Consider the following 22996-nt stretch of genomic DNA (forward strand, 5'->3'; position numbering starts at 1 on the left):
GCGTCTCCCCAGGCCCATGCGGGCGAATCGTTGTTGTATGAAGCTGGAACCTCGTTGCGTTTTCCGTTCTTGTTGTTCTTTTTGTTCTTTGTTGCTTTCGTGTCGTGAAGCTGGAACGTGGCGGCGGCGTCAGACCTTCGGGATCAACGTCGTCATCATGTGTTCGATGTAACCATCGAAGCCTTCGATGGGCTGGCGGTTCTGGAACTTCGGCAGCTCCAGCTGCAGGACGCCGACGTACATCGCGTAGGTCATGCGCGCGCGGTTGAGCGCGTCCTTCTGGGTCAGGCCGGCCTGCCGGAACGACTTGAACAGGAAGCCGGTGCGCCGCTCCAGCACGTGGCCCAGCACGACGTCCACCGCCGGGTGGCCGGCGGCCTTCAGCAGTTCGGAATAGATGATGTGGGTCTTGTTGTGATGGGCGATCAGGCGGAACAGCGTGCGCAGGCGCTCGGTGGCGTCGTCGATCGACTCCAGCGCGACGTAGGCGGTCTGCTCGTCGCGCTCCCAGCGTTCCAACGCGGCCTGCAGCAGCGCGTCGCGCGACGGGAAATGCCAGTAGAAGCTGCCCTTGGTGACGCCCAGCCGGCGCGCCAGCGGTTCCACCGCCACCGAGGCCACGCCCTGTTCGGCGATCTGGTCGAGCGCCTCGCGGGCCCAGTCGTCGGCGCTCAGGCGCCCGCTGCGTGGTGCGGTTGCGGTCATCGCGGCAATCGTTCCATACGGTGTCGGTGGGTGGCAGTATGCTGAGTTTTCACTCTTTTTTGCGCGTTGACAGTCGCAGCGCAAATGCCATACTCAGCCGTATGGTAGGCAATGGCGCCACGTGCGCGCAATGCCCGCCTCCCAAGACCGACGCGCCACCGGGAGCCCCGACATGAGCTTCGCCCTGCCGTTTCTCGCCATCCTCGCCGCCGGCGCCTTCGCCGCCTACCACCGCCTGCGCCTCGCCGTCTGGGCCGCGATCACCGCCTCGCTGCTGGTCGCCTGCTGGCTGCTGGGCGCCGATCCCGTCGCCACCGCCATCGCCGCCGCGCTGACCGCCTTGGTCGCCGCGCTGCTGCTGGTGCCGGCGATCCGCAAACCGCTGCTGACCGCGCCGGCGCTGGGCTTCCTGCGCAAGGCGCTGCCGCCGCTGTCGCAGACCGAGCGGATCGCGCTGGAAACCGGCTCGGTCGGCTTCGAGGGCGACCTGTTCACCGGCAAGCCCGACTGGAACAAGCTGCTGGCCTATCCGAAGCCGCAGCTCAGCGCCGAGGAACAGGCCTTCCTCGACGGTCCGGTGGAAGAGCTGTGCAAGCGCATCAACGACTGGGAGATCACCCACGTCCACGCCGACCTGCCGCCGGAGCTGTGGGACTTCATCAAGCAGAACAAGTTCTTCGGGATGATCATCCCGAAGCAGTACGGCGGCCTGGGCTTCTCCGCGCTGGCGCACCACAAGGTGATCCAGAAGATCGCCTCGATCTCCAGCGTGGTCAGCGCCACCGTCGGCGTGCCGAACTCGCTGGGCCCGGGCGAGCTGATCAACCACTACGGCACCCGCGAGCAGAAGGACTACTACCTGCCGCGCCTGGCGATCGGCCAGGAAGTGCCCTGCTTCGGCCTGACCGGCCCGTTCGCCGGATCCGACGCGACCTCCATTCCCGACTTCGGCATCGTCTGCAAGGGCGAGTGGAATGGCGCCAACGTGCTCGGCATCCGCCTGACCTTCGACAAGCGCTACATCACGCTGGCGCCGGTTTCGACGCTGATCGGCCTGGCGTTCCGCATGTACGACCCGGACGGCCTGATCGGCGACACCCGCGACATCGGCATCACCCTGGCGCTGCTGCCGCGCGAGACGCCCGGCGTGGACATCGGCCGCCGCCACTTCCCGCTCAATTCGCCGTTCCAGAACGGGCCGATCCACGGCAAGGACGTGTTCATCCCGCTCAGCCAGCTGATCGGCGGCGTGGAGATGGCCGGCAAGGGCTGGAACATGCTCAACGAATGCCTGGCGGTGGGCCGCTCGATCACCCTGCCCTCCACCGCCAGCGGCGGCGCCAAGGCCGGCGCGCTGGTGACCGGCGCGTACGCGCGCATCCGCAAGCAGTTCGGGCTGTCGGTGGGCCGCTTCGAGGGCGTCGAGGAAGCGCTGGCCCGCATCGGCGGCAAGGCCTACGCGATCAGCGCGCTGTCGCAGGCCACCGCCGCCGCGGTCGACCGCGGCGACGTACCGTCGGTGCCGTCCGCCATCGCCAAGTACCACTGCACCAGCGCCGGCCGCGACGTCGCCAAGGACATCATGGATGTCATCGGCGGCAAGGGAATCATTCTGGGCCCGCGCAACTTCGCCGGACGCGCCTGGCAGGCCGCGCCGATCGCGATCACGGTGGAAGGCGCCAACATCATGACCCGCAGCCTGCTGATCTTCGGGCAGGGCTCTATCCTCTGCCATCCGTACATCCTCAAGGAAATGCGGGCGGCGCAGGATCCGGACGCGAAGGCCGGCCTCGACGCGCTCGACGCCGCGCTGTACCCGCACATCGGCGGCGCGATCTCCAACGCGGTGCGCTCGTTCTGGTTCGGCCTGACCGGCTCGCGCCTGCAGGCCACGGCGGGCGATGCGTACACGAAGAAGTTCTTCCGCAAGCTCAACCGCTACGCCGCCAACCTGGCGCTGCTGACCGACGTGTCGCTGGGCGCGCTGGGCGGCCGGCTGAAGTTCAAGGAATCGCTGTCGGGCCGCCTCGGCGACGTGCTCAGCCATCTCTACATGATGGGCGCGGTGCTGAAGCGCCATCACGACGAGGGCTGCCCGGACGCCGACAAGCCGTTGCTGGCCTGGGCCTTCCACAACAGCGCCTACGAAATCGAACTGGCGCTGTCGCAGGCGCTGCGCAACTTCCCGATCAAGCCGCTGGGCTGGCTGCTGTGGCCGCTGGTGTTCCCGTGGGGCCGCCGCGCGGTGGCGCCGGGCGACCGCCTCAGCCACCGCGTCGCCACCCTGCTGATGACGCCGAACGACGCGCGCGACCGCCTCGGCAACGGCGCCTTCCTGACCCCGGGCGAACACAACCCCGGCGGCCGCATCAACAGCTATCTGGCGAAAGCAATCCTGGCCGAGCCGGTGGAGCGCAAGTTCCTGAAGGCGCTGAAGACCAAGGACATCGAAGCGCTGGACTTCGCCTCGCAGCTCGACGAAGGCGTGCGCGAAGGCTGGATCACCGCCGACGAGCGCCGGCAGCTGGAAGAACTGCACGCGATCACGCTGGACACGATCACCGTGGACGACTTCGATCCGCACGAACTGCGCGCGGCCAGCTACTACGACCTGCCGCAGCACGGGCGGCATCCGCGCGAAGCGGCCTGATCCGCGCATCGCAACCGGACGGCGGGCCTCGGCCCGCCGTTTCCGCATCCAGGAAACGATCGGAACACGCCATGAGCCACCGGATCCTGTCGACCTACCGCACGCTGTCCGGCAAGCCCGGCGGCAAGTGGCTGTTCTCGAAGCTGGTCTGCTGGAAGGCGCCTTACTTCTCCAGCATCGCGCCGCGCATCGAAGCGCTGGAGCCGGGCCGCTGCGTCGCCACCATCAGGCATCGGCGCGCGGTGACCAACCACATCGGCACGGTGCACGCCATCGCGCTGTGCAACCTCGCCGAGTTCACCGGCGGGCTGGGCTGCGACGTCAGCATCCCGGCGTCGATGCGCTGGATCCCGAAAGGCATGACCGTGGCCTACCTCAAGAAGGCGGTCGGCACCATGCGCGCCACCGCCACGCCCGCGTTCGCGCCGCGCGAGGCGGCGGAAGGCTACGAATTGCCGTTCGAGGTCGTGGTGGAGAATCCGGCCGGTGAGACCGTGTTCAAGGCGACCATCGCGATGTGGGTGTCGCCGAAAGGTTGACCGGGCGGAATCAACCCGCCCGTTCGCCCTCTCTTTCGCCGCCGCGCGCGTCCGGCAGCTTCTTCGCCTCGCCGACCACCCGCCAGGCCCCGAAGGCGAACGCCGCCGCGACCAGCGTGCCGACGCCGAACACCGCGGTGGAACCGAAGCCAGACAGCAGCTTGTGCGTCCACACGAAGGTCAGGTCGCCGCCGCGGTAGATCACGGTGTCGATGGCGGCGCCGGCCTTGTAGCGCCATTCGCGCGCCACCCGCGTGTAGATGGTCTCGCGCGCGGGCTTGTTCAACGAGAACTCGCTGCTGCGGGTCACCACCTGCACCACCGCCACCAGCAGCGGCAACGGCGCCGCCGCCAGCATCGCGTAGCCCAGCAGAATGGCGAACGCCGGGATCAGCAGCGCCGGGGCGATGCCGTAGCGCGACAGCAGGGCGCGAGTGATCCGCAGCTGGATCAGCAGGGTCAGCACGTTCACCGCCAGGTCGATGCCGGCGTAATACGCGGTGGCGGCCTTCGGGTCGGGATAGAACTGGCGCACGATCGCCGCCTGCTCGTTGTAAAGCAGCGTCCCCACGCCCACCCCGAACACGCACAGCACCGCCAGCCAGCGCAGCAGCGGCTCCCTGGCGATCAGCCGCAGCCCCGCCAGCACGGTGCCGCCCATCGGCACTTCGCCGCTGGCCAGCTTGCGCTGCGCCTCACGCTGCACCGCGTAGCGGCGCAGCCGCAGCAGGCAGACGATGCACAGCATCAGGAAACCGGCCGACACCAGCATCAGGTGGGCGATGCCGATGCGCTCCACCAGCGCGCGGGTCAGCATCGGCCCGAGGATCGCACCGACCGTGCCGGCCGCACCGATGTAGCCGTAGTAGCGGCGCGCCTCGACGTCCGACCAGACGTCGGCCATGAAGCTCCAGAACACCGCCACCGCGAACAGGTTGAACACGGTGATCCACAGGAAGAACGCCATCCCGCGGCCCGGCACGCCGCTGTCGAACAGCGCGTAGAAGCCCAGCAGGGTGACGATGAAGAAGCCGTACACCGCCGGCAGGAACACCCGCCGCGGCCAGCGGCTGACCAGCCAGCCGTACACCGGCTGCAGCGCCAGCATGATCAGGAAGGTGCAGGTGAACAGCACCTGCAATTGCAGTTCCTTCAGCGCGATGCCGCGCTCCGCGAAGAAGCCGATCATCGCCGGCGGGAACAGCGCGGACACGTCGGACGAGGCGCCCATCGCCTCGCGCACCGGGCGCAGCACGTAGTAGCCGCAGAGCAGGCAGAAGAAGTACAGGAACGACCACAGCAGCGGCGGCGATTCGCCCAGCGCGGTTTTGAAGCGACCGAGACTGCCGGTGGCGGCGGGGCGTTGAGACATGGTTGCCGGAGGCGGTCAGCGATGCGCAACGGTAACCGCTGGCAGGCCTCCGGCGCCAGCCCGCGTAAGAGCAATTGCTCTAGCCGCGCCGCATAGGTTCGACCGGTCATCGCAGCGGGACAGCGCGTGTTCGACTACATCATCATCGGCGCCGGCTCGGCCGGCTGCGTGCTCGCCAACCGCCTGAGCGAAGACCCCTCGGTCAAGGTGCTGCTGCTGGAAGCCGGCGGCCGCGACTGGCACCCGTTCGTGCACATGCCGGCCGGCCTCGCCAAGATCGCCGGGCTGAAATCGATCAACTGGGACTACGCCACCGTTCCGCAGCCGCAGCTCGGCGGACGCGTGCTGTGGTGCCCGCGCGGCAAGCTGCTGGGCGGCTCCAGCTCGATCAACGCGATGTGCTACATCCGCGGCGTCGCCGGCGACTACGACGCGTGGGCGCAGACCGCCCCGGGCTGGGATTGGGACAGCGTGCTGCCCTACTTCAAGCGCGCCGAAGGCAACGCACGCGGCGGCGACGCCTGGCACGGCGCGGACGGCCCGCTCACCGTGTCCGACCTGCGCCACGTCAACCCGCTCACCCACGCCTTCATCGATGCCGGCAAGCAACGCGGACTGGACGTCAACGACGATTTCAACGGCGCGCGCCAGCAAGGCGTCGGCCTGTACCAGGTGACCCAGCGCGACGGCGCGCGCTGCTCTGCGGCGGTGGCCTATCTCGATCCGGCGAAGACACGCCCGAACCTCACCGTCCGCACCCATGCCGCCGTCAACCGCATCACCTTCGACAGGGGCCGCGCCAACGGCGTGGTCTGCTCGATCAAGGGCCAAGGCTTCCATTTCGAGGCCGCGCGCGAAGTGATCCTCAGCGGCGGCGCCATCAATTCGCCGCAGCTGCTGATGCTGTCCGGCATCGGCCCGGCCGACGAACTGCGCCGGCTCGGCATCGACGTGCTGCACGACGCGCCCGGCGTCGGCGCCAACCTGCAGGACCATCTCGACGTCACCACCCTGCAGCACTGCACGCAGCCGGTCAGCTACGACCGCATCAGCGAGGTGAAGACGGCGCTGCAGTATTTCCTCGGCGGCCACCAGGGTCCCGGCACCAGCAACGTGGCCGAGGGCGCGGGCTTCGTGCGCTCGGCGCTGGCGCCGGACGCACGCGCCGACATCCAGCTGCACTTCATCCCGGCGATGATCGACGACCACGGCCGCAACCGCCTGCCCGGCGACGGCTACACCCTGCACGCCTGCTTCCTGCGCCCGCGCAGCCGCGGCACGCTGCGGCTGGCCAGCGACCGCGCCGGCGACAAGCCGCTGATCGACCCGAACTACCTCGGCGACGCCGAAGGCTTCGACATGAAGATGATGGTCGAATGCGCGAAGCTGTCGCTGGAACTGCTGTCGCAGAAGGCGTTCGATCCGTACCGCGGCGCGCCGATCTTCCCGAGGGAAACGCCGCGCAGCGAAGCCGACTTCATCGAATTCGTGCGCAACCGCGCCGAAACCGTCTACCACCCCATCGGCACCTGCCGCATGGGCGGCGACGACGCAGCGGTGGTCGATCCGGAGTTGCGCGTGCGCGGCGTCGAAGGATTACGCGTGGTCGACGCCTCGGTGATGCCGGATCTTCCGGGCGGCAACACCAACGCGCCGACGATCATGATTGCCGAGCGCGCTGCGGACCTCATAAAAGCAAGTTGACCCGCATTTTTTGCCTGTTTTCATATTGAAGAACGCCACGCGACGCACCCTGCCAACCCGCCAAAAACCCCGCCAAACCGACACATTTCTTCCAATATTCTTCCAACCAATCTTCCAACACAGGCTCGGCTCGGCGCGTGGCATGATCGCGGCAACCCGGCAGACAGCTACTTATGGCGTATTGCACCGACAAGCAGGCCGCCCTGGATGCCAATGGGGCGTGGATCCTGAAAAAGCTGGAGAAGCGGTTTGGAGAAGACCGTCTGGGCCTGAACACGCAGGAGATTGGTCAGGTCTTGGACTCAATGATGGGGCCGGCCTACGACGACAAGGGCACGCCCACGCCCCAGCGACAGGACCCGGCCGAAGCCGCCCGCCGCTGATCGCCCAAGGGGTCATCCACGATGGCCATCACGGCAAGATCCAGGTCGGCAAGGGAGGCCGAATGCTATCCGTCCCCCTGCCCGCCCTCGCCGCCAGCCTGGCGTCGATGATGATCGATCCCCAAGGCGAGGAAGCCGATTGGGTCATGGGCCAGAACGATGCATCGGTGGCCAAACCGCCTGTCATTACGCAGACCCGAGGCCCACGCTCCCTGGGCTTCATGATCGCCGGCGCTGATACACCAGTGCCGCAGGGTGGCTAAGGCCACACAGAATGGTGTTGCTCGAGGCAATGGAGGGTACTTTTGCCCCGGCCGAAGAACGGGAGTACGTGTGGCGCTGGGTGGCGCATACCGCTGGCTGGACCGTCTACGTCCGGCCGCCCAACTTGGTAGTGAACCTTGGGCGGCGTATGCCGTGGTGGCGCCGGCTGGAAGCGTGGCGAACCCGGCTTGTATTGGGATGGCCGATCTAAGCCCCACTGCTTAGATTCAGATGCTGGCCTACACTGCTGCTTTCACTAACAGCATCCCTCGCCCATGGAAGTCAGGCTCCTGCATGTACTCAGGCAAGTTCGATCTGGGAACGAAACTTTCAAGCCGAATGACAGCACATTGGAAGAGTTGAAGCGGTTTCAACCTATTGCCAACGCTGTCATGCATGCCAAGGATATTGGCTATGTGCGTGATGCGATATCCATTATGGAGAGCTACGGTGGTCAGATGTACTGCAAAACCGTGGTTACGAGGGGCGGTCTCACTTACGCCGGCGAAGAAGCGCTAGCTGAGGAGATCGGCCCAGCAGAGGTCGTCGAGCAACTCGTCGATGAACTTGCCGCAAGCGATAACAGAACTGTGCTGCGAGACAACTGGGATCGCGCCATCCAGCGAAGCAAGCATGACCCCATGGGGGCGATCACTGCGGCCAACAGCTTCCTTGAGTCCGTTCTGAAATGGATTGTCGAACAAGATGGCCAAGCCGCGCCTGAGAACCGGAAAAAGCTATTCGAGCTTGCGGTTCAACAACTGAGTGATGACTCCTTCGACGGCCAACACTCGGCCATCCTTGGGCACTTCGATACGATCATGCGGGAGATCGGATCACTTCGGAGCAAGATCGGCGATGCGCACGGATCCACCTCCACAGCCCGAACGCCGAGTCCGGGCGAAGCCATGCTGAGCGTAAACCTTGCAGGCACATTGGCCTTGTATCTGCTGGACTCGTTCGACCACCAGACCCGCTAAGACTAACGCTGCATTCCCTGCTGCCGTCGCAACACCTGGTCGTACTCCTGTTCCATCGTCGGCGCTGGAGTCCTGGGCTTCCAAAGGCCTTCTTGGGTAGCGTTCTGCTTCAAGCGGTCTGCACCCAGCCGAGTGCGGACTTGATCTAGCTCGATCTCGGCTCCGTACATGCGATAGCGATCGGACGTGAGACGGGTGTTTTAGTTCGCTGGCCCACCCTTCCCGAAGTAGGCGTGCGCCGCCTCGTAGGGTGGCCGCACCAGTCGGTCCATGGACTCGGGGTCCAGCGGTGACAGCGACATGGCCACCCCAAGCCCGAGCTGCACGAACACCAGGATGTTATCCACGGCCTCGATCAGCTCGTCCCACTCAATGGTGATGTCGCCCCAGGCATCGTGTTGGGTGTAGATCGCCAACACTTCCTTGCCACCATGGACCAGACCCGACAGATCCTTGTAATGGCTCTTGACCGTTCGCAGCAGCTTGTCTTCGTCCCAACCTAGGTGTTCGGCGGCTTCCTTGGCTACATCGGCCAGATAGCGCTTGTTCTTGCCGCGGTTGGCGATCCTGCCGGTGCGGCGGAAGGTTGCGACTTCTCGTTCGCTGGCCGCCTTGGCAAAGAACGCTGCCCGCAGCACGTACTCCATCTGCGCCCGCTGCATGATGAGCGCGGCCACCCAGGACTTCTCCGGCTGGTTGATAAGCAAGGCGTAGATGGCCTCGGCCGTATCCATCGAGGCCAGCACAAGCGGCAGGACCGTAGCCGTTCGCTCAGAGCCGATATGGCCCATGTCAGACAGCGTATTGCGTGTCTGGTGCAAGACTTTCAACGCATCATTGGCGCGCTGCCGCAGGTTCTTGGAGTCAGCCATGATTCCCCTTCGGGGGAAGTGTGCCGTATTTCGGAGAAACCTTCCGCCGTAAGCGAAACGGCGGAAGGCGCCTGTGAGTGACCAATGCCAGACTCACCTACTCATCGACCGCGAAAGACCGCAGCGCCGAGGAATGCCAAGGCCAACGCGCCGCAGGAGGCCGACAGATTCTTGAAGAGGATTTTCCGCCGTTCGCCGCGCCGCCATTGCTCTTGACGCTGACGACGCAACTCCCCCTCAAACCCCGCTTGGCGCTTATCGCGCTCAGTTTCGGTCTCAGCCTTGCCGGCCAACTCTGAGTAGACGCGGCCCGTTGCCTCGGCCTGTGCCTTTGCAACCCCTTCTTCAGCGGTGGCGAAATCGGACAAGGCGGCATAGCCCTTACCCAACCCAGGATCGCCTAGGCGAGAATACAAGGCACCAAGTGGATTGGCGCCCGAGCGCTTATCTGCGGCACCTTGCTTGTTATTATTAGATTTCGGCGGGCGAACGTCATCGCCGCAATTCTTCAATGTCGTCATGGAAATTCTCTCTTAGCCCCGACCAGGGGAACCGAGAGGCTCCATGCGACCTGGTCAGGTCAATGCAGATTTTGGGTCAGTCGTGCCATCAATGTGTCGTGGCGACTTCGGAAAGTGATCATTGCATTCACCAGTGCTTCTTTTCGGGTGGGGCTGCTATCGCGAACGGCGTGGCCCACCAACCCCGCCGACTTGAATGCCAAGTCTACACTTATGATCGTCGTTACAACAGTATTGGTGAACTGCGGCCCCGTCCCAATCGTCGGGAGCGGTGAATCGTCTGCCATGTAAAATTTGAGTAGTATGTTCCCACCGTGCAGCAATCCATTGAGTCCAGCCCACAATCCGTTGGGCATCTTATCTTCCCTTTCAACATAAGCTGCGAGGTCTATTTCTAGGCCTTTTTCTCTAAGCTTCCCCTCTAAGGCTTGAGCGATGGCAGAAATACTCATCGTGTTCTTGCGATCCAGAAAATCATCTAAATTTTCACCGTTGAAGGGATTACTCGATGAGGCCCTCTGCCCGTCCTTGTGCTTCCGACGCCGAAGTTTATCGTTTCGCAAAAACTCTGTGACTTGAGCTTCTTCGGCGTTGAAGTAGATCCATCCAGCACGTATGAAGGTCTCAATCTGGGGGCGGAGCAAGGCAGGACCTACTGCACAGAACCCGACAGGATCATCTCTGAGGAGCTTCAGCATGGCGCGGCTGTAATCCAACGATGCATGCATAAGAACGCACATCAAGTATGGCTTGGTGTCGGCTAGTAGATATGGCGCGCTCGCTATCCATCGCTTGTAGATATCTACCGTATGTAGAGCGTCATCCAAGTACCTCTTTATGTCGCCGGGCGTTACGTTCCGATTGGCCGGTTTCGACTTTGTTGTCATGCATGCCCCCCTAGTTGCGGACAAGTATGCATCAACAACAAGAGCGATCCGACTTACACGTCAGGCTTCATCTCCCGGACCTGGAAGCTGCTGCAGGGCGGGATGGTCTAGGACGACTTGCGCGCACTTTTCGCCGCCAGGGCTGGAGCACTGCGTCGGTGGAAACCGCCCTGTCCATCCTGGACGGCGAGCTTCACGGCCGCACCTGACTATTCGTCGGTTAGCGGTTGTTCCGATCTGGCTTCGCAGGCGGCACAGCTAGTGTCTTAGATGCTGCTGTCCGAAACCATCAGTGAACAGCGCGGCGTCGGGTCAGGAAATGCTTACTAGCCACGCGCAGTGGACAGACACGATGTATCCAGGGCGGAGCCGCAGCCGACAGGTCGCATGAGACCAAAGGCCCAGATCACAGATCACGTGTAACCGCTACTTCAGGCCGCAGATTTTCAGTTCCGCCTTCTCGCTCACATACTCCATGGTGCGAGAAGGAGACAAAGGGGGCCGCATCGATCTCATGCTCGCCCGTTCCATCCAGCCCACACAAGACACGCGCGAATACCTGGTGGTTGAGTTGAAGCGAGCCAGCGAAAAGATCAACCCAGAGTTCTTGGCTCAGATTGAGAGCTATGCCATCGCTGTCGCAAAGGACAATAGATTCCATCAGAGCCGCACTAAGTGGACCTTCATGATCGTTGCAAACGACATGGACGAGTACGCTCGGCTCAAGGCCCGCCAGAAGAACCGCCCCGACGGACTCGTCTTTGATAGCGACGAACTGAACATCACGGTATGGGCCAAGACATGGTCAGAGATCCTGAGCGATGCTCGGGCACGTCTGAACTTCTTCAGCCAGCAACTCGATTATCAAGCGGACTCCGACAGTGAGCTGGAGTATTTGAAACGCGCCCACTCGAAGTACATCCCGAGCGACCTAGCAGAAATTGCAACCGGCGGCAGCTTGGTGGACGGCGAACAGGATTAGTCGCCGCTAGACTGTCTTCTGGCCCTTGTACTGCTTGGCCATGTCACTGGCGCACAGGGGCGTACCCTTGGGATGGCCATTGGCCACGAGAAATGCAGCCGCCTTGGTAATGCTTTCCAGGCCCTCCTTGGTCATGCCGTCTTCGGCCCAGTCATCAGGTAGTTGGGCAATAACGCCCAACGCCTCCTTGCCCGGCAGGTACTGTATGGAGGTCAAGATTGACCACTGCGTGCCGGTGGCTTCGCGCAACATCCGCCCCACCTCTTCCTCGCTCATGCGTTCGGCCAGGACCGCGGCAAGCGCGGACGCCGCTAGCTTGACCTTGACTAAGGGGGCCAACTTCTTGCGGGGTGGAGTGAGGTTGTGGTCGCGGATCATGCCTTTGTCCTTGGGATGTTAGCCGTGGCCTTGCAGCCGTCGCGGAAACGCGAGCATCCATAAAAAGGGCCATTCTTGCTCTTCTTCTCCTGGATCACGCCTTGTTCGCACACCGGACAGGTTTGCCCAGCCACCACCGGCACGGTGATGCGCTGGGATCTGCGCACAGCGGCCGGATCGGCCACCTTGCGTGTCTGGTTGCAGGACGGAAACTGCGAACAGCCCAGGAATGAGCCATCGCCACGCGGCACCATGACGCCCCCGCATCCTGGACGGGCGCAGGGTTCCAAGCCCTCCCCGTCCAGAGGTTCAATGGTCAGGTACTTGCGCTTGACGAGTTCCACCAAGAACTGCGAGGGCTGGGCCAGGGTGGTGTAGAAGCGCACCTGCTTGCTGGCCCGGGTCATGGCCACGTAGAACAAGCGGCGCTCTTCGGCGAAGGGATAAGGATCGGGTGCGGGCATGGCCAACTGCAGCGCGGGGTCGTCCTGGATCTGGCTGGGGAAGCCATGGGTGCCCTGGAGGACATTGAGAACGAAGACGTACTCGGCCTCCAACCCCTTGGAGCCGTGGGCGGTCTTGAAGTCGATCTTCAAACGGTCGCCGAACTGCTTCTGCCACTGCGCTAACGCGTCCGGGATATCGCGCCGATAGCGGCCCAACAGCAAGATGGTGATGTGCTTGCCCTTGGCCGGTAGGAGCTTGCCCGCTGCGGCATAGCGGTGCATGTCGGCCAGTTGCTGCTCGATGTAGCCGGGGATCGCGTCTTCCTGGGAGAAGCCGTAGGCCAGCATGGGGGTCTTGGTTAGTGGATTGGTGGTCTTGACCTTCTTTTTGATCTGAGCGGGGTTTGCCTGGATGAAGGTACTCGACACGTCGCACAAGTGCTGCGGACAGCGGAATGTCGTGTTGAGCGTCAGTCGCGTGGCGAAGTCGAAGGTCTTCTCGAACTCCGTCATGACAGAGATATCGGAGCCGGCGAACCGATTGATCCCCTGCCAGTCGTCGCCGACCACGCACAGGTGGGTGGGCACGCCCGGGTTGCCGGCCAGGGCTTTCAATAGCCGGATGCGGGCGCGGGAACTATCCTGGAACTCGTCGGCCAAGATGAGGATATAGGGGCTTTGGTAGGCCCTGGATTCCACGTGCGTGGCTGCCTGGATCAGCATGTCCTCGAAGTCGATGAACTGCCCCGCCCGCAAGCGACGCTCCCACTCGGCGGCGATGCGTTCGTAGATGGCCAGATACATGCGCAAACGTGCGCCGTAGCCGTCCTCGGACTGCTCCTTCAACGCTGCCTGCAGTTGGGCATGGGTCAGCCCATTGTTCTTGACGTGCTGTTGGAATACACGGAACGACCGGGCCAGATCCGCCTCGTCGACCGGGGGCAACCCGATGCTTTCCCGTGTGGGATCGAACACTGGTTTGACGCCACGCGCTAACAACGCTTTTTCCAGATCGGGAATGGCCTGTCCGACCAACAAGCCGTGCGAGGTGGTCTCGACCAGCACTGTGCCTTTGTCCACGTGGAGTTGGCGCTTCCACTCCACGCCCTCAAGGTAGTCCTTGAAATGCGAGGGTGCCTCGCCGACTTCGTTGAGGGCAAAGTGTTCGTGATAGAGGTTGGCACCCGGGTAATAGAAATCGGGGAAGTATTGGCGATGGTGCTCGTCAGCCGTGTCGTGTTCGTAGGCGCGCTCGTAGGCGTAGTCCACGCCGTTGTAGAACAACCAGTCGGCGATGATTCGCTCTTCCTTGCTCTTGACGATTTCGCCATGGGCGGTAAGGAACCCCCGCTGGCCATCGGCATAGGCGTCAGGCGTTTGGGGTTGCCCCCACTTGCCCACGTCGCGCGCATAGACGGTGCGGAACAGGTCCCAGTCACGCTTGAACGTGGCATCCTGGTTCGACAAGGTCTTGATGATGTCGGACACTTCCCGAATGTCCGCCCCAGGGTTGGAAGGATCCACCCAAGGCGCAAGCGACGGTCGCTTACCTGTGGCCTTGCCGATTACTTCGATGCCGAAGGCATGGAAGGTGTTGGAGCGCACCTTGTCCACTTGGGGCACGTCGCGTAGCCGCTCGGCAATCCGCTGCCCCACCTCTTCAGCCGTAGCCTTGTTGAACGCCAGCAACAGGATCTGTTCGGGCGTGGCCAGTTTTTCGTGCAGGGCGTAGCCGGTCTTGGCCACCATGGTGGAGGTTTTGCCAGAGCCTGCGGCGGCCACGACCATGACGCTGTCGTCCATGCAGATGCAGGCATGGATCTGCTCGTCGGTCAGCGGGTTCTTCTCCACCGAGTTGAAGAAGTCCCTTCGCACCACCTTTTGGCGTGCCAGGTGGGTGGCATTGACCTTATCGAACTGGTGCCGCAAGGTCTCTTCGGGCGACGTTTGGCCGACCGCCTGCTGCCAGGTCTTGCGCGGGTGCGTGGGCGCGGGGTGCTGGGCCAGGAACCGCCTTACGGTTCCCTTGGGAATCCAGCGCCCACTGCTCACCACGGCCGACAGATGCGCCACCCATTGGTCGAACGCGCCTTTGAACCGGTCGTCTTCCCGCTTCTGGTTGGCCCGCCGTTCTGCCTCAAGAACGGGATCGACCGGAGGTGGCGGCGCGATCTTGGGCTTCTTGTTGCCGAAAATCGTCCCGATGAGCCATACCAGCCCAATGAAGATCAAAAACTCCATCTAGCCCCTGCCCCGCGCTCCCCTGTCTCCTCGGGGTCAGTTTGCCACGTGAGGCACTGCCGCCGCTTTCCCAGGCCTGGACTGCCACCCTGAACTACGGGACTGCCACCACGGCGCCGTGCGCCATCATCGGATCCCAGGGCGCGTTCCAAGCGTTCCTTTGCGTTGCGCGGCGGCGTCGGTTTGACGGATCTGGTGAGGGCCAACCAGCGGCAAGCCGATCTGTTCTTCGGCCCCGACGTGAAGCGCGAGCGGAACATGGATGTCATGGACCGCATCAACGCCAAATGGGGCCGCGGGACCATGGGCATTGGCACCACCGGGTGGCGGGTCGGGGGTGCGCTTCCTGGTGAGCGGCGGATTGCGTCGCCAACGAGGGGTACGAGGCTTCGCTGGAACTGCGCAAACTCTACGAGTCGCTGCCGGATGCGGATGCGGCCAGGCATGGCCAGTTGCGCGTCATCGACGAGTCCGGCGAGGACTATCTGTTCCCGGCTTCGTTCTTCGTCGCCGTGACGCTGCCCGAGCCTGTCATCGAGCAGGTATTGCGCGCGGCTTGATCGCCAGGCACGCGTCTTCCTCTTTCCGTCTTCCATAAGACTTCCGCAGGAAAAGCAGCCGTCACCCCTGCTCCAGCATCGGCGGCAGCGGGCAATGCAGCACGCCGCAGATGGTGCGCAGCAGCTCCGCTTCGGCGACGCTGATCCGGCCGTCGCTGCTGATCGCGTCGGTCACCGCTTCCACCATCGCCTGCTTGGCCAGCGGGTCGAGCGCGTCCAGCGGTTCCCACACCGCATCCAGCGCCTGCACGCCCGTGGCGGGCGGCGCATACGGCAGGTGGTCGCGCGGCAGCACGCGTTGCAGACCGGCGAGGTAGGCGCGACGCGCGGAAGCCTCGTCCTCGTTGCCGTAGCGCGCGACCACCGCCAGCAGGGTGGCGAACTCCTCGCGCACGTTGCCGGGCTTGCGGCGGCCGAAGCGGGCGTAGCGCGCCGGGTCCAGCGACTCGCGCACCTGCACGGTCAGCAGCTGTGCCAGGCAGTATTCGAACAGCGAGATTTCGCCGTCGGCGTTCGCCACCGCCTGCACGGTGTCGAGGAAGGCGTCCAGCTGCGGGCGCGGGCGCAGCCGAAGCACCGGGAAGGCCAGCGCCGCCAGCGGCAGGCGCAGCATCGGGTGCAGGTCGGCGACGAGCTGCTGGTGGATGCGCACGGCGTGGTCGGCCACGGCCTCGCCCAGGCGCGCGGCGATGTCCTGCCGCTGCCGGTCCAGCATGTCCTCGTCTTCCGCGAGCAGCAGCGCCAGCAGCAGCGGCATCACCGCCTCGCGGTCGCGCGCCAGATCGCGCAGGGCGTCGGGGAGCGAACCGAAGATGGCGTCCGCGCGCCGGTAGTCGTCGGAGGCCGGCGTCGCCACCTGCGCGGCCACCTGCGGCGGCGATACCCGCACCTGCTGGCGCGCGCCCGGCAGCGGACCGCCGGCGCCTTCGGCCAGACCCAGCGCCATGTCTTCCCGCATGCCGTCCGGCGGCGACGCCAGCCATTCGGCCTTGAGCCGCTCCAGCTGTTCGCCGCGGAAGCCCGGCTCCAGCGCGCGAATGCGTTCCAGCAGCGGCGGATGGGTGGCGAACAGGCCGGAGAAGCCGATGCCGTCGCCGAACAGCATGTGGCTGACTTCCTCGGCGTCACCGCGCTGGTTCAGGCGCGAGCCCTCCTCCACGCCGGCGATCTTCTTCAACGCGCCGGCCAGGCCGGCGGTCTGGCGGGTGAACTGCACCGCGCTGGCGTCGGCCAGCCGCTCGCGCGAGCGGCTGACGCCGGCCTTGATCATCCGCCCGAAGAACAGGCCGATGTAGCCGACCACCATCGCCACCAGCGCGGCGATCAGGATCGCGCCGCCGTTCTTGTTGCGGCCGCCGCCGAAGCGCCCGTACTGCAGCACCTTGCGGCCGATCAGCCCGATCATCAGGATGCCGAACAGCACGCCGATCAGGCGCACGTTGAGCCGCATGTCGCCGTTGAGGACGTGGCTGAACTCGTGCGCGATCACGCCCTGCAGCTCGTCGCGGTTGAGCCTGTCCAGCGCGCCGCGGGTCACCGCCACCACCGCGTCGGACGGGCTGAAGCCGGCGGCGAAGGCGTTGATGCCGGCTTCCTCTTCCAGCACGTAGAGCTTGGGCACCGGCACGCCGGAGGCGATGGCGATCTCCTCGACCACGTTGCGCAGCCGGCGCAGCGAGAGATCGCTGGTGTCCGCCGGCACCAGCGTGCCGCCCATCTGCTGCGCCACCGATTCGCCGCCGCCGCCGAGGCTGGCGATGCGGTACAGCGAGCCGAGCAGGATCGTCGCCACAGTGACGCCGGTGGTGAAGGCCAGCATCCGCCACGACGGCGCCACCAGCCACGCGGCCAGATCGACCGCCGCGACGATGCCGATCACCGCCAGCACGAACAGGAAGACCAGCCGCGCCGAGGCGCGGCGGGCGTTGACCTGGTGTTCGAAGAAGTTCATGGGGCGAGGAGCGAGAAGTGAGCGTGGAGGAGTGAGAAGTGAGAAGTGAGGAAAGCGCTTTCGCTCACTCCTCGTAATCTCTTCACTCACTCCTCAGAACTGCACCTTCGGCGCTTCGCGCACCTGCGCCTGCTTGTCGGCCGGGATTTCCAGCAGGGTGGCCGGCTGGAAGCCGAACATGCCGGCGAACACGCTGTTCGGGAACACTTCGCGCTTGTTGTTGTAAGCCATCACCGCGTCGTTGAAGGCCTGCCGCGAGAAGGCGACCTTGTTCTCGGTGCTGGTCAGCTCCTCGGTGAGCTGCATCATGTTCTGGTTGGCCTTGAGGTCCGGGTAGGCCTCGGCCACCGCCAGCAGGCGGCCCAGTCCTGCGTTGAGCTGGCCCTGCGCGGCGGCGAGCTGCGCCATCGCCTCGGGATCGCCGGGGCTGGCCTTGGCCGCGGCCAGGCCGGACTGCGCGGCCGAACGCGCGGCGATCACCGCTTCCAGCGTCTCGCGCTCGTGCGCCATGTACTTCTTGGCGACCTCGACCAGGTTCGGGATCAGGTCGAAGCGGCGCTGCAGCTGCACGTCGATCTGCGCGAACGCGTTCTTGTAGGCGTTGCGCGCGGTCACGAGACCGTTGTAGATGCCCATCGCCCAGAACGCGATCACCGCCACAATCACGATGAAAATCAAAAGACTAGACATCCAACCTCCCCTTGTTCATGCAATCGTGGAAACAGGCGCTAGAATCGACCGGTCGTTGCAGCATACGCAGGGGGCATAGCCGATGAAAGAGCGCATTTTCCGGCACGCCTGGAAGGCCGGTCTGGTGGCGGCCCTGCTGCCGCTGGCCGCGGGTTCCGCCAACCAGGGCACCGCGCCGTCGAACGGCACCGTCACCCGCCTGCAACCCGCGCCGCTGCCGCAGCCATTGCCCGATGCCGGCGCCATCGCTGCCGCGCACGCCGCCACGCTGGACATCCCGCGCTTCGAGGCGATCGCCGAGGCGCTGGTCGCCAAGGGCCGCATTCCCGGCATGGCGATGGCCATCGTCAAGGACGGCCGCATCCTCAGCGTGCGCGGCTACGGCATCACCGACGTGCGCGCCCCGCTGCCGGTGGATGCGCACACGGTGTTCCGCCTCGCCTCGCTGTCGAAGTCGTTCGCCGGCGCGATGACCGGCATCCTGGTCAACGACGGCGTGCTGCGCTGGGACAGCCGCCTGACCGACTACGTGCCCTCGTTCCAGCTGTCGATGCCGGAAGCGGCGTCGCGGATGACGGTGGCCGACATCCTCAGCCACCGCACCGGCCTGACCCACAACGCCTTCGACCGCGACCTAGAAGGCAACGCGAACTACCACGACCTGACCCTGCGGATGGCCAACGCGCCGATGGCCTGCGCGCCCGGCCAGTGCTATGCCTACCAGAACGTGGCCTTCAGCTTGATCGGCGACGTCGTGTTCGCCACCACCGGCCGGTTCTACAGCGAGGAAGTGGCGCGCCGCATCTTCAAGCCGCTGGGCATGAACGACGCCAGCTACGGGCTGGAAGGCATCGAGGCCAGCGCGCGCTGGGCCCGGCCGCACGTGCGCGGCCGCGGCGGCTGGGTGTCGCTGGTGCCGAAGCCGACCTATTACCGCGTCGCGCCCGCCGCCGGCGTCAACGCCAGCATCAGCGACATGGCGCAGTGGCTGCTCGCGCACACCGGCCACCGGCCCGACGTGCTGCCGGCGCCGCTGCTGGCGACGCTGCACGCGCCGCTGGTGGACACGCCCACCGAAACGCGCGGCTCGTCGTGGCGGCGCACGCGCCTGACCACCGCCGGCTACGCGCTGGGCTGGCGCGCCTACAACTATTCCGGCCACGACGTGGTGTTCCACGGCGGCGCGGTGCAGGGCTATCGCGGCGCGATGGCGCTACTGCCGGAACAGGACCTGGGCGTGGCGATCCTGTGGAACAGCGAAAGCCCGCTCCCCAGCGGCCTGCTGCCGACCATCCTCGACAACGCGCTGGGCCTGGTCGGCGGCCAGTGGTTGGACGACGACACCGTGGACGGGTCGGACGACCTGCTCTACGCCGGCCGCGACGCGCTGCCCGTCGGCGCCAGCGCCTCGGCCGCCAAGGCCTCGCCGCCACCACCCTGATCGGATCGCTTCGATCGCGATGATCGCCGGCACCTGACGCCGGCAAAAAGAAACCCTTCCCGCCTGGGCAACGGGAAGGGCCTTCAGGGTCTTGCAAACGCCGGAGCGGGCAACGCCCGCGCCGGTCGCGTATTACAGGGACGACACCGGTGCCGAAGGCATCTGCGGCGCAGCGGCCGGCTTGGCCTTCTTCGCGGCAGGCTTCTTGGCAGCCGGCTTCTTCGCAGCGGCCTTCTTGGCGGCCGGCTTCTTGGCGGCAGCCTTCTTCACCGCCTTCTTGGCGGCCGGCTTCTTGGCGGCAGCCTTCTTCACCGCCTTCTTGGCGGCCGGCTTCTTGGCAACAGCCTTCTTCGCAACCTTCTTCACCGCCTTCTTGGCGGCCGGCTTCTTGGCGACAGCCTTCTTCGCAACCTTCTTCACCGCCTTCTTGGCGGCCGGCTTCTTGGCGACAGCCTTCTTCGCAACCTTCTTCGCTGCCGGCTTCTTGGCGGCAACCTTCTTCACCGCCTTCTTGGCGGCCTTCTTCGCCGCCGGTTTCTTGGCAGCGGCTTTCTTCGCAGCTTTCTTCACAGCCATGGGATGGCTCCTCGTCAATGGGTAAATCGGTAAAGCCCAGTTACGAAAGACGCCGCAGGTATCGGACCTGCGATCGACCGCCGGCGCGCCAGGCGCGCCGGAACGGATGCTTCACCGATGCGCGCGACGGGCGCCGCATCGGCCGGGACCTTCCCTTCCCACGAAAAAACCTGCGGCGCGATACGCGGCAGGCTTCGCAGTGGACACCGCCGGAAGCCGGGAAGTTCGCTTTCGCCTGAGGGACGGATTGCCTGCCTCCACCGTTCGTTGCCTCGGGTGGAATTGCGTGTCTTGCCGTCGGCTCTTGCGCTCTGCTCGCTCACTTGCTTCTGCAGGGAATGTCTGCTGGGCGAAACCTAATCACGCTTTTTTCGGGTGTCAACAATCTTTCGCGAAGTTTTTTTGCGGCGCTCCGCCGACGCGCGCGCGCGACGTACCGATCGCGGCATCCATCGACGCACCGCACGCATGCGACACGCGCATGCGTGCGCGACGCGCATCGCCTGCGCGCAAGCATTGGCGCGGCTTGCAGCATTCCGTCGATGCGCGCGCGCGATGCATCGATGATCTTCACTCCGCATCGACAACGCATGCGCGCGACGCGCATCGCCGTTGTGCATTCGTTTGTCGAAGGCCGCCGGATTTCGCGTCGCACAAGCGCGTTTGCGCGAAAACTGCGCGAACTTTTCCGCGCGCGCTCGCCGTCCGCGCGCGTCGTCGCCGATGTCGACGACGAAAAAACCCGCGGCGTTTCCGCCGCGGGTTCCGGGTGTTCCGGCGAAAGAACGAAGCGTCAGTGCTCTTCGTCTTCCAGCAGTTCGGCGTAGGCGTCGGGCTCGAGCAGTTCGTTGAGCTGGTCGGCGTCGGCGATCTCCACCACGAACAGCCAGCCGTCGCCGTAGGCGTCCTCGTTGATGGTCTCCGGCTTGTCGGCCAGCGCGGCGTTGACCTCGATCACCTTACCGCTGACGGGCGCGTACACGTCGGACGCCGCCTTCACCGATTCCACCACCGCGCAGGCGTTGCCGGCCTCGACCGTGTCGCCGACGTTCGGCAGCTCCACGTACACCAGGTCGCCGAGCAGGCCCTGGGCGTGGTCGGAGATGCCGACGGTGGCGCGGCCGTTGCCTTCGGCACGGACCCATTCGTGGGATTTGAGGAACTTGAGGTCGCCGGGGATCTCGCTCATCGGGATGACTCCTGTCGCGCAGTGCGTGGGGGGTTGGGAAAGTCTAGCGAAGCGGAAGCGGAAAGGTCAGATGCCGGGCTGGACGGTGTTGTCGCGGACGAAGGGGAACTTCACCACGCGCACCGGGACTTCCTTGCCGCGGATGTCGACGCGGACGTCGCCGGGCTCGCCGGCGGGGATGCGGGCGAAGGCGATCGCCTTGCCGATGGTCGGCGAGAACGTGCCGGAAAGAATTTCACCCTCGCCACCCGCGGTCAGCACTTTCTGGCCGTGGCGCAGCACGCCCTTCTCGTCCATCACCAGGCCGACCATCTGGCGCGCGCTGCCGGATGCCTGCCGGGCTTCCAGCGCGGCGCGGCCGATGAAGTCGCGGCCCTCGTCGAGCGAAACGGTCCAGGCCAGCGCGGCCTCGAACGGCGACACGTCCTCGTCCATGTCCTGGCCGTACAGATTCATGCCGGCTTCCAGCCGCAGGGTGTCGCGCGCGCCGAGGCCGGCCGGCTTCACGCCCGCCGCCAGCAGCGCGTTCCAGAACGCGACGGTCTGCGCTTCCGGCACGATCACCTCGAAGCCGTCCTCGCCGGTGTAGCCGGTGCGGGCGACGAACACGTCCACGCCGTCCGTGGTCTGCGCGGCGCGGGCGGAGAAGCGCGCCAGCTTCGACACCGGCGCGCGGTCGTCCTCGCGCAGCAGGCCGATCACCTTGTCGCGCGCGGTCGGGCCCTGCACGGCGACCATGCCGAACTCGGGACGCTCCTTCACCTCGACGCCGAACGCCCTGGCCTGCTCGCCGATCCACGCCAGGTCCTTGTCGCGGGTGGACGCGTTGACCACCAGCCGGAACCAGTCCTCGGACATGAAGTAGACGATCAGGTCGTCGATCACGCCACCGCGCTCATTGAGCATCGCGGTGTACAGCGCCTTGCCCGGCTTCTGCAGCTTGTCGACGTTGTTGGCGACCAGATGGCGCAGGAACTCGCGGGTGCGCGCGCCGTTGAGGTCCACCACGGTCATGTGGCTGACGTCGAACATGCCGGCATCGCGGCGCACCTGGTGGTGCTCGTCGATCTGCGAGCCGTAGTGGATCGGCATGTCCCAGCCGCCGAAGTCGACCATCTTGGCGCCGAGCGCGCGATGGGTGTCGTTGAGGATGGTCTTGTGCGTCATGGGAAGCCTGCCTGCGTGGGGACCGGCATTATCCCAGACCGGCGCGCCCCTACGCGCCGGTATGCGCGGCCGCTTCGACCTGCAGGGTCATGGCGTCGCCGCCGACGATCCGCACCGGCGTACCGGCCGGCAGGTCGGGGCCGGCGACGTCCCAGTAGGCGTCGGCGATCTGCACGCGTCCGCGGCCTTCGACGATGGCGCGCTCCAGCGGCACCACCCGCCCGACCAGCGCCGCCGTGCGCCGGTTCAGCGCGGGCTGGTCGCTGGGACGCTCGCGGTTGCGGAACCAGCGCCGGTAGACCTGGATCGACACGAAGCTCAGCGCGACGAACGCCGCCACCTGCACCAGCAGCGGGATGCCCGGCACCAGCAGCACGCCCAGGAACACCGCCGCCGCGGCGAAGCCCAGCCACAGCATGAAGGCGCCGGGCGCCATCGCCTCGGCGGCGAACAGCAGCAGCGCGAACGCCGCCCATGCAAACACGTCCCAGCGCATCG

22 protein-coding genes and 1 pseudogene are annotated in these 22996 nt (G+C 65.4%); 10 read left to right on the forward strand and 13 right to left on the reverse strand.

Features of this window, described 5'->3' with window-relative positions; all coding sequences use genetic code 11:
• Positions 1–129: 129 nt before the first annotated feature.
• Positions 130–705 carry a TetR/AcrR family transcriptional regulator gene (locus tag H9L17_RS05355; RefSeq protein WP_187571311.1) on the reverse strand — a complete coding sequence of 192 codons (576 nt, stop codon included), beginning with the start codon at positions 703–705 and terminating at the stop codon, positions 130–132.
• A 172-nt stretch (positions 706–877) separates the two neighbouring features.
• Between H9L17_RS05355 and H9L17_RS05360 the strand changes: the two genes are divergently transcribed.
• The gene (locus H9L17_RS05360; protein ID WP_187571312.1) at positions 878–3355 is read left to right on the forward strand and encodes an acyl-CoA dehydrogenase; all 2478 of its coding nucleotides are present in this window, start codon (positions 878–880) and stop codon (positions 3353–3355) included.
• Positions 3356–3426: 71 nt separating this feature from the next.
• A complete protein-coding gene (locus H9L17_RS05365; protein ID WP_187571313.1) occupies positions 3427–3894 on the forward strand; it encodes a hotdog fold domain-containing protein in 468 nt (155 codons plus the stop codon).
• Positions 3895–3904: 10 nt separating this feature from the next.
• On the opposite strand, the gene H9L17_RS05370 is transcribed toward H9L17_RS05365, so the two are convergent.
• Entirely contained in the window at positions 3905–5266 is a 1362-nt protein-coding gene (locus H9L17_RS05370; RefSeq protein ID WP_187571314.1) for an NTP/NDP exchange transporter, read from the reverse strand.
• 126 nt (positions 5267–5392) lie between these two features.
• Between H9L17_RS05370 and H9L17_RS05375 the strand changes: the two genes are divergently transcribed.
• The 4 genes from H9L17_RS05375 (at position 5393) to H9L17_RS05390 (ending at position 8597) form a co-directional block, all read left to right on the forward strand.
• On the forward strand, positions 5393–6970 hold the full coding sequence (locus H9L17_RS05375) for a GMC family oxidoreductase (protein WP_187571315.1): 1578 nt from the start codon (positions 5393–5395) through the stop codon (positions 6968–6970).
• A 173-nt stretch (positions 6971–7143) separates the two neighbouring features.
• Positions 7144–7353: a hypothetical protein gene (locus tag H9L17_RS05380; RefSeq protein WP_187571316.1), complete on the forward strand. Its 210-nt coding sequence runs from the start codon at positions 7144–7146 to the stop codon at positions 7351–7353.
• A 62-nt stretch (positions 7354–7415) separates the two neighbouring features.
• Positions 7416–7616 carry a hypothetical protein gene (locus tag H9L17_RS05385; protein ID WP_187571317.1) on the forward strand — a complete coding sequence of 67 codons (201 nt, stop codon included), beginning with the start codon at positions 7416–7418 and terminating at the stop codon, positions 7614–7616.
• A 276-nt stretch (positions 7617–7892) separates the two neighbouring features.
• On the forward strand, positions 7893–8597 hold the full coding sequence (locus tag H9L17_RS05390; protein WP_187571318.1) for an abortive infection family protein: 705 nt from the start codon (positions 7893–7895) through the stop codon (positions 8595–8597).
• A gap of 200 nt (positions 8598–8797) precedes the next feature.
• Here the strand turns inward: H9L17_RS05390 and H9L17_RS05395 are convergent, their stop codons facing one another.
• The 3 genes from H9L17_RS05395 to H9L17_RS05405 form a co-directional block, all read right to left on the reverse strand.
• On the reverse strand, positions 8798–9469 hold the full coding sequence (locus tag H9L17_RS05395) for a hypothetical protein (protein ID WP_187571319.1): 672 nt from the start codon (positions 9467–9469) through the stop codon (positions 8798–8800).
• Positions 9470–9570: 101 nt separating this feature from the next.
• The gene (locus H9L17_RS05400) at positions 9571–9990 is read right to left on the reverse strand and encodes a hypothetical protein (RefSeq protein ID WP_187571320.1); all 420 of its coding nucleotides are present in this window, start codon (positions 9988–9990) and stop codon (positions 9571–9573) included.
• Positions 9991–10049: 59 nt separating this feature from the next.
• Positions 10050–10688 (reverse strand): hypothetical protein, encoded by a 639-nt coding sequence (locus H9L17_RS05405; protein ID WP_187571321.1) that lies wholly within the window; start codon positions 10686–10688, stop codon positions 10050–10052.
• Between the two features lie 703 nt (positions 10689–11391).
• On the opposite strand from H9L17_RS05405, the gene H9L17_RS05410 reads away from it, so the two are divergent.
• Positions 11392–11859, forward strand: a complete 468-nt coding sequence (locus H9L17_RS05410; RefSeq protein ID WP_187571322.1) for a hypothetical protein — start codon at positions 11392–11394, stop codon at positions 11857–11859.
• A gap of 6 nt (positions 11860–11865) precedes the next feature.
• On the opposite strand, the gene H9L17_RS05415 is transcribed toward H9L17_RS05410, so the two are convergent.
• Together H9L17_RS05415 and H9L17_RS05420 are read right to left on the reverse strand one after the other, a co-directional pair.
• A complete protein-coding gene (locus H9L17_RS05415) occupies positions 11866–12237 on the reverse strand; it encodes a hypothetical protein (protein WP_187571323.1) in 372 nt (123 codons plus the stop codon).
• The gene (locus H9L17_RS05420; RefSeq protein ID WP_187571324.1) at positions 12234–14924 is read right to left on the reverse strand and encodes a UvrD-helicase domain-containing protein; all 2691 of its coding nucleotides are present in this window, start codon (positions 14922–14924) and stop codon (positions 12234–12236) included. Before H9L17_RS05420 ends, H9L17_RS05415 begins: the two co-directional genes overlap by 4 nt.
• A 258-nt stretch (positions 14925–15182) precedes the next feature.
• Between H9L17_RS05420 and H9L17_RS16300 the strand changes: the two are divergent.
• Positions 15183–15245 (forward strand): annotated as a pseudogene (locus H9L17_RS16300) (DUF4113 domain-containing protein); the annotation flags it as partial.
• 300 nt (positions 15246–15545) lie between these two features.
• Here H9L17_RS16300 and H9L17_RS05425 read toward each other — a convergent pair.
• Both H9L17_RS05425 and H9L17_RS05430 read right to left on the reverse strand, forming a co-directional pair.
• Positions 15546–17435 carry a M48 family metallopeptidase gene (locus H9L17_RS05425; protein WP_187571325.1) on the reverse strand — a complete coding sequence of 630 codons (1890 nt, stop codon included), beginning with the start codon at positions 17433–17435 and terminating at the stop codon, positions 15546–15548.
• A gap of 93 nt (positions 17436–17528) precedes the next feature.
• Positions 17529–18125, reverse strand: coding sequence for a LemA family protein (locus H9L17_RS05430; RefSeq protein ID WP_187571326.1), 597 nt, complete (start codon positions 18123–18125; stop codon positions 17529–17531).
• 82 nt (positions 18126–18207) lie between these two features.
• Here H9L17_RS05430 and H9L17_RS05435 point away from each other — a divergent pair, with 82 nt between their 5' ends.
• A complete protein-coding gene (locus H9L17_RS05435) occupies positions 18208–19566 on the forward strand; it encodes a serine hydrolase domain-containing protein (protein WP_187571327.1) in 1359 nt (452 codons plus the stop codon).
• A gap of 132 nt (positions 19567–19698) precedes the next feature.
• On the opposite strand, the gene H9L17_RS05440 is transcribed toward H9L17_RS05435, so the two are convergent.
• Positions 19699–20142, reverse strand: coding sequence for a histone H1-like repetitive region-containing protein (locus tag H9L17_RS05440; protein WP_187571328.1), 444 nt, complete (start codon positions 20140–20142; stop codon positions 19699–19701).
• Between the two features lie 485 nt (positions 20143–20627).
• Between H9L17_RS05440 and H9L17_RS05445 the strand changes: the two genes are divergently transcribed.
• A complete protein-coding gene (locus H9L17_RS05445; RefSeq protein WP_187571329.1) occupies positions 20628–20969 on the forward strand; it encodes a hypothetical protein in 342 nt (113 codons plus the stop codon).
• Here the strand turns inward: H9L17_RS05445 and gcvH are convergent.
• From gcvH to H9L17_RS05460, 3 genes are all read right to left on the reverse strand, one after another.
• Positions 20936–21331 (reverse strand): glycine cleavage system protein GcvH, encoded by a 396-nt coding sequence (gcvH, locus tag H9L17_RS05450; protein WP_187571330.1) that lies wholly within the window; start codon positions 21329–21331, stop codon positions 20936–20938. The genes H9L17_RS05445 and gcvH overlap by 34 nt on opposite strands.
• A gap of 66 nt (positions 21332–21397) precedes the next feature.
• Positions 21398–22498 carry a glycine cleavage system aminomethyltransferase GcvT gene (gene gcvT, locus H9L17_RS05455; protein ID WP_187571331.1) on the reverse strand — a complete coding sequence of 367 codons (1101 nt, stop codon included), beginning with the start codon at positions 22496–22498 and terminating at the stop codon, positions 21398–21400.
• 49 nt (positions 22499–22547) lie between these two features.
• Positions 22548–22994 (reverse strand): NfeD family protein, encoded by a 447-nt coding sequence (locus H9L17_RS05460; RefSeq protein ID WP_187571332.1) that lies wholly within the window; start codon positions 22992–22994, stop codon positions 22548–22550.
• Between the last annotated feature and the right edge of the window lie 2 nt (positions 22995–22996).

This window comes from Thermomonas brevis (assembly GCF_014395425.1).
Lineage (GTDB): Bacteria > Pseudomonadota > Gammaproteobacteria > Xanthomonadales > Xanthomonadaceae > Thermomonas > Thermomonas brevis.